This is a genomic window from Bacillus sp. FJAT-47783 (assembly GCF_022808615.1).
In the GTDB taxonomy this organism is placed as follows: domain Bacteria; phylum Bacillota; class Bacilli; order Bacillales; family Aeribacillaceae; genus Bacillus_BZ.
Map to the genome: position 1 here is coordinate 45,590 of NZ_JAKZKS010000008.1, position 12,562 is coordinate 58,151.

Sequence of the window (12,562 nt, forward strand, 5' to 3'; positions counted from 1 at the left end):
CATAGTCGAGAATTAAATTATTTCCTAGTACTATAAAAAAAGGTCAACGTCTAAAGAACGTTGACCTTTCTGCTTATTTTTAAGCGAATAATATGACAAGGATCCCGACAATCCAGCAGTAAAAAGAGAAGTACTTTAAGTTCCCTCGTTCCATAATGCCCATGAACCACTTTAAGGAAAAGTAGGATAATATGAACGAAGCAATAAACGCAATGGATAGCGGAGCCCATTGGCTGCTTAATTCACTGTTCCCTGCAATGTCTCCAACAGCCAAAACGGTAGTCCCTAAACTAACCGGAATATAAAGGAGGAATGAAAAACGTAAGGCTGTTTCTTGTTTCATGCCTAAAGCCATCGCAGCGACAATCGTAGCACCTGAACGGCTTATTCCCGGTATAAGTGCAACAGCTTGGGCAAGTCCTACAATAAGCGCGTCTTTTACCGATAAATCGCCATCGTTTTTCTTCCCTTTTAAATTACGGATTAAATATAGGGCAATACCTGTAATGATAAGGGTAATTCCGACAATTTGCACTCCTTCTGAGATGAGGTTTTCAATCATATCATCAAACAATACGCCGAAAACACCTGCAGGAATCGTAGCGATGACTAAATAAACGATAAAGAAAAAGTCGCTTTTACTATTTGAATCCTTCGTCCTAATATATTGCAGTCCATTCATGGCAATCCGAGTCAAATCTTTTCGGTAAATAACTAGGATGGCTGCTAATGATGCGGCATTCACAAAAACTTCAAACGATAAACCGGGTAAATCAACGCCTAAAAAATGTTGCGCTAAAACGAGATGACCGCTCGAAGAAATAGGGATCGGTTCTGTAAAACCTTGCAACGCTCCTAAAAATAAATATTTAATGACTTCATATACTAAATTGATTGTTTCCACAAAAAATCCTCCAGTCTAATGCATTCACACTTAATCATTTAACTATAAGTGCCACATTCTGTAAAGATGCTTTTTTACATGTAATGTGATTGTAAAGGTCATAATAATAGCTGTATAGGTAAGGAGGGATGTTATGGGACAGCAACATCAATTTAAACCAGGTCAAAAAGCACCGAACAATGGAATTTACGTTGAAATTGGTGAAACAGGGTCGATGGTCAAAAATCCGAAGAGTATTAAGTTAAAAGCTGGTGATTCATTCCCTGAAACATCAAATCATAATCGGATATGGACATATAAAAGAAAACCGTAAAGCGAAAGCCATCTGATGAATACAGATGGCTTTACATCATTTTAAAGAAGGATATAATAAAAGAAAGGTCAAATAAAGTCAAACTAAAGGTGAGAGAGGGTTGACGATGGATTTTGAACAATTTACCGAAAAAATGCAAACGGCATTGATCGAAGCGCAAAGTATTGCAAAAGAATATGACCATCAACAAGTAGAAGAACTTCACCTACTGCTTCCACTTCTTTCACAACAGGATGGGCTGTTTCCTCGGATATTACAGTTGTTAAATGTATCTATTTCCGATTTGGAAAAAGAATTAAAACAATTGCTAGAGAAAAAGCCACAAGTAACTGGAAGTGGTGCAAAGACCGATCATGTGTACATATCACGAACAGTTGAAGAATTGTTAAAACAAGCAGATCATATTCGAAAAGAATTTCAAGATGACTATTTATCTGTGGAACATTTCGTATTAGCGTTGTCACAAAATAGAAGATCCGAAATTTTTCCTATTTTTCAAAAGCGAAATATGACAGAAACCGCCATTCGAAACGTGTTAAAAGACATAAGGGGGAACGAGCGCGTGAGAACACAAAATCCAGAAGCAACTTATGAAGTATTAAAAAAATATGGACGAGATCTCATTGAAGAAGTGAAAGCAGGCAACGTAGACCCTGTCATCGGTCGAGATCAAGAAATTAGACGTGTGATTCGCATTTTATCTCGAAAAACGAAAAATAATCCGGTGCTAATTGGTGAGCCAGGTGTTGGGAAAACCGCCATTGTCGAAGGGTTAGCCCAGCGAATTGTTCGAAAAGATGTACCCGAAGGGCTGAAGAATAAAACGATTTTTGCTTTAGATATGAGTTCGCTCGTTGCGGGGGCAAAATTCCGAGGAGAATTTGAAGAACGTCTCCAAGCTGTATTAAATGAAGTGAAAAAAAGCGATGGAAACATCATTTTATTTATTGATGAGCTACATACAATTGTTGGGGCAGGAAAAACAGAAGGAGCGATGGATGCTGGAAACATGCTAAAACCGATGCTTGCACGGGGGGAACTGCATTGTATTGGCGCGACGACGCTTGATGAACATCGAAAGTATATTGAAAAAGATCCAGCATTAGAGCGCCGTTTTCAGCAAGTATTAGTAAGTGAACCAACTGTTGAAGATACTATCTCCATTTTAAGGGGTCTAAAAGAACGATTTGAAATTCATCATGGTGTAAACATTCACGATTCATCGCTTGTCGCAGCTACAGAGCTTTCCAACAGGTACATAACGGAACGGTTTTTACCGGATAAAGCGATCGACCTCGTGGATGAAGCATGTGCGATGATCCGGACCGAAATTGACTCAATGCCAACAGAACTTGATGAAGTGATGCGCAAGCTCATGCAGTTGGAAGTGGAAGAAAAAGCATTGAAGAAAGAAAAAGACGCAGCGAGTCAAAGTCGTCTCGAAGAACTTCAAGAGCACCTTGCCGAATTGCGTGAACGAGCAGATGTGATGAAAGCAAAATGGTTAGTCGAAAAAGAAGGGATTCAAAAAGTTCAGCAATTGCGCGAATCGCTTGAAAAGGCGCGACGAGATTTGGAAGATGCGGAAAACCAATATAACTTAGATAAAGCAGCAGAATTAAGACACGGGAAAATTCCACAGCTTGAAAAAGAACTGAGACTACTTGAAGAAGAAATGGCGAACAAAGAACAGGATCACCGTCTTCTCCGTGAAGAAGTCACAGAAGAAGAAATTGCCAATATTGTGGCAAAATGGACAGGTATTCCCGTTTCAAAGCTCGTTGAAGGGGAAAGAGAAAAATTATTAAAATTAGAAACGGTACTAAAAGAGCGTGTCGTTGGACAAGATGAAGCAATTGAGCTTGTTGCAAATGCTGTACTCCGCGCTCGAGCAGGAATTAAAGATCCGAATCGGCCAATCGGTTCCTTTCTCTTTTTAGGGCCAACAGGTGTTGGAAAAACAGAGCTTGCCAAAACCGTTGCGGCAACATTATTTGATAGTGAAAATCATATGGTGCGAATTGATATGTCTGAATATATGGAGAAACACGCTGTTTCCCGATTAATTGGGGCGCCTCCAGGCTATGTTGGATATGAAGAAGGGGGTCAGCTAACGGAAATTGTTCGTAAAAATCCGTATTCAGTCATTTTACTCGATGAAGTAGAAAAAGCACACCCGGAAGTTTTTAATATTTTATTGCAAATGCTAGATGACGGTAGGATTACAGATTCACAAGGAAGAGTCGTTGATTTTAAAAATACGGTCATCATCATGACTTCAAATATTGGTTCACCATTTTTACTTGAAGGGCTTAATGATCAAGGAGAAATAGAAGATTCAGCAAAGGAAAAAGCACTAGAGCAATTACGCATGCATTTCCGTCCAGAATTTTTAAATCGAATAGATGATATCGTCTTATTTAAGCCACTGACAAAGGCTGAAATGAAGAACATTGTGGAAAAATTGTTAAAAGAGTTGCAACAGCGAATTGAGCAAAAGCAAATCAAATTAACATTAACAGAAGAAGCGAAGGAGTTTATCGTTAACGCAGGCTTTGACCCAGTTTACGGAGCACGACCTTTAAAAAGATTTATTCAAAAGCATGTCGAAACAATGCTCGCACGTGCCATTATAGCGCAGGAAATCAATGATCAAGATGATGTGCTAGTTGATGTAAACAATGAAAGTCTTGTACTTACGAAGAAGAACTGAGCTGTTGGCTCAGTTCTTCTTCGTAGAAAAACGCTCTTGTTCCACAGAGAGGGATAAGTGGCATTCATGTCGAACGTCATTATTAATGTTGTTCGGAAGCTTCACTTGGTAATGATTCTCCAATAATAAAGATGAGAACGGTTGCAACAACAGCGAGAAGAGTAGATGTTCCAAACTCGTATGTAGCACCGATCATGGAAGAAACAACATAACTTGCCATATTCACTAATAAAAAGGCCCAAAATAGTGTCATCACATATTTCATTCATATCACCTCTTTTTTAAAAGATAAGAAAGGATAAATTTTGTTCGGTGTCGAGCTCAAGAAGCCATCGGCTTATGCTTGTCGCTTTTCCAATCACCTTGTTCCAATATATATTATCACACAAATTTTCGGTATGAAACGACTAATTTTTCAATAAAGATGAAAATAGTAGTCACTGGAATAGGCGTTTTATCTATGCTTTGTAAAAAATTTAACATAGATTATTAGAGAATGCATATTGACATTGTGTTTGGAATATTCCTTTTGAAAAAAATCCCCCTTTTTTGAAATGTAAATGGACACAATGGACTATAATCAGGAATGAAGGCGATCGGAATTTAATTCGTAAGTGTTAGACAGGAAAGGTGGTGGGAAAATGGACGGTGTTAACGTACGCTTTTTTAAAATTGAAAATGAATGGAACGTCGTACACTTACCAGAAAAGCCGAGTGGATTTGGTGTCTTAATTATTGGAGATAAAAATCATTATGTCGATGACCAATCGAGTTTTTGGATTCAACATTACGGTAGAAAACAATTGCTTCAATTATTACATGATGGAGGATATACCGTTTTTTATTCCAATCTTTATGGAAGACATTGGGGGAGTCCGAAAGCAACATTGCTAGCGAAGCAATTATATTACATTGTTCAAAAAAAAGAGATATTAAACAACAAAATTCATATTATTGCAGAAGGAATGGGAGCACTGACGGCACTTCAATTAATGGAGATTATGAACGATAAAATACGCTCCGTCTCATTTTTAAATCCATGTATTCAATTACAAGCTCAACTAAACTATGAACGGGAAAATAAGTTTTTTTATAAACGGATGTTAAAAGAGCTTACAGTTGCTTACGATCTTGATGAAATGAAAATCGCGAAAAATACATTTGCTCAATTGGATGATTTTACTTCAACCATACCGGTACGAATCTGGCAAAAGATGCACGGAAGTCCGTATTCCTATCTGCTGCACAGTAAAATATATGAAGAATACCGTCAGAAATTACAATCTCCTATTCAGCTTACCTTTTATCTCCCGGAAAATTCACCTCGTGTTTATCAAATGATGATGAAATTTTTACGTGATCACGAACGAATATTATAGAAGGAGAAATGACTAATCTCTTGTCACGCAGCATACGATACAGTAATGACCAAAAATAACATCACGTTGTTAAAAGGAGGTGTCGCCCCCTGAGTTTTCGTAGGGGGCATCCATTGAACCGTGTATTAATAGTTGGTGTTCAGCAATTCATTGGTTTTCACCTTTGTAGTCGGTTTCTTGAGGAAGGGTGTTCCGTTGATGGTGTCTTTATCAAGCCAGATCATCCTTTTTATCATAAATGGGTTGAAGAACAAATGCTTTGGCTCGGGCGAAATGCGCAGTTTAATATTTTTACCAAAAAGGATTTAGAGCTTGGTGAATACGATAGAATTTACTTTTGTCAGTTAGATCCCCATGATCCAGAGTGGCCAAAGGAGTGGGAAAAGGAAAAAGGGGTACTAGAAGACCTATTAGAAATGGCAAAAAAAGCTGAATGTCCAGTTGTATTTCTTTCTTCTTTCGATGTGTATGGAGATGATCAAATAGATATTACTGATCAAGATGAGCCATTTCCAAAAAAGGAAAAAGGGAGACTGTTTATTCAAGCTGAAAATTGGTGGCAAAAACAAGCAGAGAACGCATATGTTCCAACAATCATCGTACGTGTTCCAACCGTCTTTGGACCATGGCAGCCACCTGGACAATGGATTACAGATCAGTTACTGCTCGAATTACAATTCAATCCAATTGTTTTCACAAAAAAAATACATGAAAAAACGCCGGTTCGAGACCTCCTCTATATTGAAGAAGTCATTAATTGTTTAGTAGAAATAGGGAGGGAGGAGGCTAGGAATCCGTCCATTGTTCATTTAACATCAAAAGGAAATCTGTTGAATTTACCTTCATCCTTCACATTTCCTGTAAAACCGATTCATATTCAAACGAAAAATTGTATTATTATTCAAAGTGAGGAAAAGTTCGAAGATCGAATAAATGAACAACGAATCTTTATGAATCGATTTAACCCATACTTACAGAATATGAACAAATAACTTGTGATTCATGATATTATGAGGATAAAATAGAATGTGAAAAGCAATCTCGTCGGATTTAGTATCTGTGAAACTTATTTTTCTTCCTTCCATCCAATAAATGTTTTTGCTTTATAATAATATTTGTTCAAAAAGGGCGAAGAAGTTCATTATGATCGACAGCATGTTTTCTCTTATCGTTAAACAGCCTTATTTCATGGGAAACAAACGTTTAAGAGCTGAGCATTGAATACAAGCCAAATGTTGTTTGAGCCCTTTGTGAAGGAGTTGCTGATCATGTTCAACAAAAAATATGGAATTATTCTTATCCTCTTTTTTTTATTAAGTGGTTGTGGACAAGCATCTTCAGAAGATGAGCTTCAAAAAGTCGGCTTACTCGTCCCTGACACGATCGATGATCAAGTGTGGGGAACAAAAGGGTATAAAGGCTTGCTAAAAATACAATCAGAGTTAAATGTCGACGTTTTTTATAAAGAAGGAATGAATTCAGAAACCGCCGTTCGCGAAGCGGTAGCAGAGTTTGCTGAAAAAGGTGTGAATTTAATCTTTGGTCACGGCAATGAATACCAAACCTTTTTCCGAGACTTGCAAGAAGAATATCCAGATATTCATTTTGTGTTTTTTAATGGTGACGCAAAAGGCGATAATGTGACGAGTTTAAGCTTTAACTCACATGCGATGGGATTTTTCGCAGGTATGGTTGCAGCACATATGTCAAAAACGAAAGAAATTGGGATCATTGCTGCTTTCGAATGGCAACCGGAAGTCGAGGGCTTTTATCAAGGAGCTAAATTTGAAGACAATAATGTAAACGTGAAAATTCAGTACATACAATCATGGAATGATACAAATTTAGCTTTACAGCATTTGGATGAGCTCATAGCGGAAAACGTTGATGTTGTGTATCCAGCCGGCGATGGGTATAATGTACCTGTTATTGAGCATCTGAAAGAGCATGGGCTTTATGCAATCGGATATGTTTCAGACCAAGCAGATTTAGGTGAGCAGACGGTATTGACAAGCACTGTGCAACATGTTGATCGTCTTTATGTACTTGTCGCGAAACGTTTCCAAAATGGTGAGTTGGAAAGTGGAAATTTATATTTTGATTTTCAAGATGACGTCATCAATATGGGGAAATTTAGTTCATTAATCGACGATCAGTACTTGGCAAAAATGCATTCGATGATTGAAACGTACCGTCAAACAGGAAAATTGCCGAACGAGGAGTGATGGAAATGGAACAACATCCAAAATCATTACAATTTATGCAAATTGCGATGCAATATTTACCGGAAGCAAAAGCTCAATTAGATGAGCTTGGCTTAGAGCTAAAGCCAGAACAACTTCAGCCGATGATTGGTTTATTAACAAAAGTGATGGCTGAAGCATACGAATTAGGAAAGAAAGAAGCTAGTGAAGGAATCGAAGCGTAAAAAACGGTGGCCTACCCACCGTTTTTTATTTAATTTTCTTCTTAACAAAATTAACAAGTGGTGACAACTCGTTTAATAATGGCTTTAATTCTTTTAATGAGGACATCACATCGTCGATTTGTTCCATTAATTGAAGATAGTTAAAATCATCGAGTTTAGAATCAGCTTTCTCTTCCTTTGTTTCTTGAACGGGTCTTTGACCAAACATAAAGGTAGAAAAGAAGTCAGTTTGTCTCTTTTCAATAGCGGGGTTCTCTTCTTTCTTCACAAGTTGCTTATTGGACTCTTTGTTCTCTTCCAACTTTATCACCTACTACGCTTTTTACTATTAATTTATGTAACGGATAAAATTGTGAATAGACCGTTGTCCTAAAAACAAACATATTGATAAAGAGAAGAAAATAAGCTAAAATTAGTACCAAGTCATAATAATTGATATTAATTACAATCGGATATTTCGATAACAAATGAAAAAGGTTGTCATCACAAGTTTTTCCATTTTATAATAAAGGAGTTGTGCATAATGAAGGCTGGAATCATTGGAATCGGTCGTTATGTACCGGAAAATGTTGTTACGAACAAAGATTTAGAAAAAACGATGGATACATCAGATGAATGGATTCGTACGAGATCAGGAATTGAAGAGCGTCGTATCGCTCCAGATGAATTGGATACTTCACATATGGGGGTTCGTGCTGCGAGAGAAGCGATTGAAGATGCTGGTGTATCACCTGAAGATATCGATATGATTTTAGTTGCAACCGTAACACCAGATCAACCGTTCCCTTCCATTTCTTGTATGTTACAAGAACAGATTGGAGCAAAAAATGCAGCAGCAATGGACATAAGTGCTGCCTGTGCAGGGTTTATGTATGGAATGATTACGGCCAAACAATTTATTGAAGCAGGTGCCTATAAGCACATATTAGTAGTAGGTGTTGAAAAACTATCTAAAATTACAAATTGGGACGACCGCACAACAGCCGTTCTTTTTGGTGATGGGGCAGGAGCTGTAGTTATGGGGCCTGTAAGTGAAAATAAAGGAATTCTCTCTTTTGAGCTTGGTGCAGATGGAACAGGAGGAAAACACTTATATCAAGATGAATATGTCATTATGAACGGTCGTGAAGTGTTTAAATTTGCCGTTCGTCAAATGGGCGAGTCTAGCATTAATGTATTGGAAAAAGCAGGTCTCTCTAAAGATGATGTAGATTTCCTTGTTCCACATCAGGCAAATATCCGAATTATGGAAGCGGCTCGTCAACGTTTAGAACTTCCAGAGGAAAAAATGTCGAAAACCGTGCACAAATATGGAAATACTTCGGCTGCCTCGATTCCTATTTCATTGTACGAAGAGGTAAAAGCAGGTAAAATACAAGATGGTGACCTCATTGTCATGGTAGGCTTCGGGGGAGGCTTAACATGGGGTGCGATTGCGTTAAGATGGGGGAAGTAATATAAAGAAAATGAACCGTCCGGATTGTTTGGCGGTTCCTCGCAAAAAATAAAACACTTCTTCGAAATGTTAACCGTATAACAGTCCGAAAAAAGGTGAGGTGCAACGTTTATGGTGAAACGTAGAGTAGTAGTAACAGGATTAGGAGCGGTAACTCCATTAGGTTTAGATGCAAAAACAAGCTGGGAAAACGCTGTGAAAGGTGTTTCTGGTATCGGTGAATTAACACGTGTTAATAAAGATGATTACACTGCAAAGGTTGCAGCAGAGATGAAAGATTTCAATCCTGAAAACTTTATGGATCGAAAAGAAGCACGAAAAATGGACCGCTTCACTCAATACGCTTTAGCAGCGTCAATGATGGCCGTTAAGGACGCAAACTTAGAAATCAATGAAACAAACGCAGAGCGAATTGGTGTTTGGATTGGTTCTGGTATCGGAGGAATGGAAACATTCGAGCAACAATTTGAAACGTTAATAAACAAAGGACCAAGACGAGTAAGTCCATTCTTTGTACCGATGATGATTCCAGATATGGCTACTGGCCAAGTGTCAATTGCATTAGGAGCAAAGGGTGTTAATTCTTGTACAGTAACAGCATGTGCGACAGGAACAAACTCAATCGGTGATGCCTTTAAAGCTATTGAGCGTGGTGACGCCGATGCCATGATTACAGGTGGTTCTGAAGCTCCGCTCACGAAAATGTCCTTTGCCGGATTTTGTGCAGCCAAAGCCCTCTCAACAAATCCAGACCCAAAAACAGCAAGTCGTCCTTTCGATAAAAATCGTAATGGATTCGTTATGGGCGAGGGAGCAGGAATTTTAATCCTTGAAGAACTTGAACATGCCAAAAAGCGCGGTGCGAACATTTACGCAGAAATCGTTGGATACGGATCAACTGGTGATGCGTATCACATTACGGCTCCAGCACCAGGTGGAGAAGGCGGTGCACGTGCGATGAAGATGGCAGTCGAAGATGCAGGTCTTAAACCAGAAGATGTTGATTACATTAATGCGCATGGTACAAGTACAGAATATAATGATAAATTCGAGACATTAGCGATCAAAGAAGTATTCGGTGACCATGCTTATAACTTAACTGTAAGCTCAACAAAATCAATGACAGGCCACTTACTTGGGGCTGCAGGTGGTGTTGAAGCGATCTTTTCTGTTATGTCCATTAAAGATGGCATTATCCCACCGACTATTAACTATGAAACACCTGATCCAGAATGTGATTTAGACTATGCGCCAAACGAAGCGAAAAAGAAAGATGTTCGCGTAGCATTAAGTAACTCACTAGGGTTTGGTGGTCATAACGCAACGATCGTCTTTAAAAAATATGAATAATCGAAAAATCCGCTTTACCATTTTGGTAAGGCGGATTTTTTTGTATAGGTCATACCTATGGATAATGGAAATCGGTTATTTCACCGATTTCGACTACTCCGATCTCTAACCTTTGGTTTCTGAACAAAGTCACGTTAGCGATCGATTCACCCTCCAAAATCGGCACTCATACGATATCAAGAAAAGAGGTGTCGATAAATGGGCGTTGTGAACACAAATGAGTGGTTAAAGAAAGACCCCAATCCTCTAAAAGCCTGTGAAAAATTAACACATTATTTTCAACAAATAAGTGCAGAGGAAATTTATGATTACTTAAAAGATTTCGGAATGTACCGATCAGTAAGGAAAACATTTTTGAAAGAGATGGAAAGATCCCACATTTGGCCAAAAGTAAAAAAACGGTATGAACGACTAAAACAAAAATGGGAAGGACCTGATGTTCCGGTTTTTATCTTTCCAGTTGATGAGCGGAATGGATTATTAACACGTGACTTTCAAGGAAGGTCAGGCGTTTCGTTTCCAGATAAAATGTTTTTGTTTTTATCCCCACGAACAAGCGACCTGTCGTTAGACGCCGTTATAACGCATGAATATCATCATATTTGTCGACTTCATAAATATTCAAAGCGTGAAGAAGAGTACACTTTGCTTGATACTATTATTTTAGAAGGACTAGCTGAACATGCTGTAAAAGAGGAAATCGGAGAAGAGGCTATTACACATTGGATGACAAAATATTCTCCTACCCAACTAAAAAGATGGTGGAACATGTGGGTGAAGGACAATCAACATGTCAAACGTGATCACCCAAAGTATGTCCAACTATTATTTGGGAAAGCTTTTTATCCGACAATGCTAGGGTATGCTCTCGGCTATGATATCGTTGAAACCTATCATAAACAATACCCATTTTCGATCGAAAAATCGTTTACGATTTCATCCAATAAACTTATTCGTTACTATGAAGCACAGGGAGATTAACCTGTGTTTTTTACTTATGAATGATAATTGGGATAGGTGCAAAAACGGACTTTTCCGTGCAAAAAAAGGATATGAAATGCAAAAAGGGAAAATTAAATGCAATTATTTTGTGATTCGTGCAATTAAATATAAACTTCGTGCAATTGTTACCCGAAGTGATGCAATTATCTCCAAAACTCGTGCAATTATCATTTTTTTATATGGTGAAAAATTGATAATGAAAGAAAAATACAAATTTTTCGAGTTCGTAACGCTTTCAATTGGTCAACATAATGGTTTCTATCAATAAAAAACTTTTATCCCACTCTTAACGGGCAGTAAGACCCCCACCTCAAGATTCTGTAGTAAAGCAAAGAAGATAGGTGGGGGACAACTGCCCGTAAAGATCCGAACATAAAGAACACAGACTAAGAGCGCCACGTCCTGTGGGTCACAAGGGCCTTTAGGTCATCCCGTAGGGACTAACATTCAGTGGGGGATGAAAAAAAACCCCCACTGAATGAAGTTACACTTTATCGTTCTTTATGGGATATTTTCGTAAGTGATTACATAGTTTGATATAAACAAGCTTATGTTGAACGATACATTTTTTAAAAAGAAAGCGTAAATTTTTGTGTCCAGCTTCAGGCGCCATCGGCTCAGATCGTCACAAGAGGATCCTTCAGAAGGTGCTTGTCTTGTGCTTGTCGCTGAGCGAGGAAGGCGACATTGCGATGTTGCTTAACAGAGTGGCGCAATTGGAGCGCCTTACGCTTTTCTTATTTGGACAAGTTCAGGATATAGGTGATGACCGTGATATTTCGTATCTTCTTTTATTTAATTGGGTTCGGTTTAACGATTTCTGGAGGGGTTAGTTGTATTGCATATTTAAATATAATCGTAGCGGGGAAATCATTTTCAGATTATTTGTCTTTTATTGCTAAAAGAACTGAATGCCACTTGTTAATCATCGGTTTATTCATTATTTGGGCTAGTGTTTTATATCCGTTTTCAAAAAGTGAAGAAAAAAGGTGTTAAAATCACCATCTATATGAAGAT

14 protein-coding genes are annotated in these 12,562 nt (G+C 38.1%); 11 read left to right on the top strand and 3 right to left on the bottom strand.

Annotated elements, in window-relative coordinates; translation table 11 throughout:
- Positions 1-79: 79 nt before the first annotated feature.
- Positions 80-895, bottom strand: a complete 816-nt coding sequence (locus MLD65_RS07860) for an undecaprenyl-diphosphate phosphatase (protein WP_243291406.1) — start codon at positions 893-895, stop codon at positions 80-82.
- 142 nt (positions 896-1,037) lie between these two features.
- Here MLD65_RS07860 and MLD65_RS07865 point away from each other — a divergent pair, with 142 nt between their 5' ends.
- Positions 1,038-1,217: a YjzC family protein gene (locus tag MLD65_RS07865; protein ID WP_243291324.1), complete on the top strand. Its 180-nt coding sequence runs from the start codon at positions 1,038-1,040 to the stop codon at positions 1,215-1,217.
- 106 nt (positions 1,218-1,323) lie between these two features.
- Positions 1,324-3,930, top strand: coding sequence for an ATP-dependent chaperone ClpB (gene clpB / locus MLD65_RS07870; protein ID WP_243291325.1), 2,607 nt, complete (start codon positions 1,324-1,326; stop codon positions 3,928-3,930).
- A gap of 82 nt (positions 3,931-4,012) precedes the next feature.
- Here clpB and MLD65_RS07875 read toward each other — a convergent pair whose 3' ends face one another.
- On the bottom strand, positions 4,013-4,195 hold the full coding sequence (locus tag MLD65_RS07875; RefSeq protein ID WP_243291326.1) for a YjzD family protein: 183 nt from the start codon (positions 4,193-4,195) through the stop codon (positions 4,013-4,015).
- A gap of 376 nt (positions 4,196-4,571) precedes the next feature.
- On the opposite strand from MLD65_RS07875, the gene MLD65_RS07880 reads away from it, so the two are divergent.
- The 4 genes from MLD65_RS07880 (at position 4,572) to MLD65_RS07895 (ending at position 7,737) form a co-directional block, all read left to right on the top strand.
- On the top strand, positions 4,572-5,309 hold the full coding sequence (locus tag MLD65_RS07880) for an alpha/beta hydrolase (RefSeq protein WP_243291327.1): 738 nt from the start codon (positions 4,572-4,574) through the stop codon (positions 5,307-5,309).
- 113 nt (positions 5,310-5,422) lie between these two features.
- Positions 5,423-6,301, top strand: a complete 879-nt coding sequence (locus MLD65_RS07885; RefSeq protein ID WP_243291328.1) for an NAD-dependent epimerase/dehydratase family protein — start codon at positions 5,423-5,425, stop codon at positions 6,299-6,301.
- 276 nt (positions 6,302-6,577) lie between these two features.
- On the top strand, positions 6,578-7,534 hold the full coding sequence (locus tag MLD65_RS07890; RefSeq protein WP_243291329.1) for a BMP family ABC transporter substrate-binding protein: 957 nt from the start codon (positions 6,578-6,580) through the stop codon (positions 7,532-7,534).
- Positions 7,535-7,539: 5 nt separating this feature from the next.
- Positions 7,540-7,737, top strand: a complete 198-nt coding sequence (locus MLD65_RS07895) for a ComZ family protein (protein ID WP_243291330.1) — start codon at positions 7,540-7,542, stop codon at positions 7,735-7,737.
- A gap of 25 nt (positions 7,738-7,762) precedes the next feature.
- On the opposite strand, the gene MLD65_RS07900 is transcribed toward MLD65_RS07895, so the two are convergent.
- Positions 7,763-8,038 carry a hypothetical protein gene (locus tag MLD65_RS07900; protein WP_243291331.1) on the bottom strand — a complete coding sequence of 92 codons (276 nt, stop codon included), beginning with the start codon at positions 8,036-8,038 and terminating at the stop codon, positions 7,763-7,765.
- A 222-nt stretch (positions 8,039-8,260) separates the two neighbouring features.
- On the opposite strand from MLD65_RS07900, the gene MLD65_RS07905 reads away from it, so the two are divergent.
- From MLD65_RS07905 to MLD65_RS07925, 5 genes are all read left to right on the top strand, one after another.
- Complete coding sequence (locus MLD65_RS07905; protein WP_243291332.1) at positions 8,261-9,193, top strand: beta-ketoacyl-ACP synthase III; 933 nt, start codon at positions 8,261-8,263, stop codon at positions 9,191-9,193.
- A 111-nt stretch (positions 9,194-9,304) separates the two neighbouring features.
- Positions 9,305-10,543 (top strand): beta-ketoacyl-ACP synthase II, encoded by a 1,239-nt coding sequence (gene fabF / locus MLD65_RS07910; RefSeq protein WP_243291333.1) that lies wholly within the window; start codon positions 9,305-9,307, stop codon positions 10,541-10,543.
- 198 nt (positions 10,544-10,741) lie between these two features.
- Positions 10,742-11,524: a DUF2268 domain-containing putative Zn-dependent protease gene (locus MLD65_RS07915; RefSeq protein ID WP_243291334.1), complete on the top strand. Its 783-nt coding sequence runs from the start codon at positions 10,742-10,744 to the stop codon at positions 11,522-11,524.
- A 16-nt stretch (positions 11,525-11,540) separates the two neighbouring features.
- Positions 11,541-11,813 (top strand): hypothetical protein, encoded by a 273-nt coding sequence (locus tag MLD65_RS07920; RefSeq protein WP_243291335.1) that lies wholly within the window; start codon positions 11,541-11,543, stop codon positions 11,811-11,813.
- A 497-nt stretch (positions 11,814-12,310) separates the two neighbouring features.
- Positions 12,311-12,541 (top strand): YuzI family membrane protein, encoded by a 231-nt coding sequence (locus MLD65_RS07925; protein ID WP_279326002.1) that lies wholly within the window; start codon positions 12,311-12,313, stop codon positions 12,539-12,541.
- Positions 12,542-12,562: the final 21 nt, after the last annotated feature.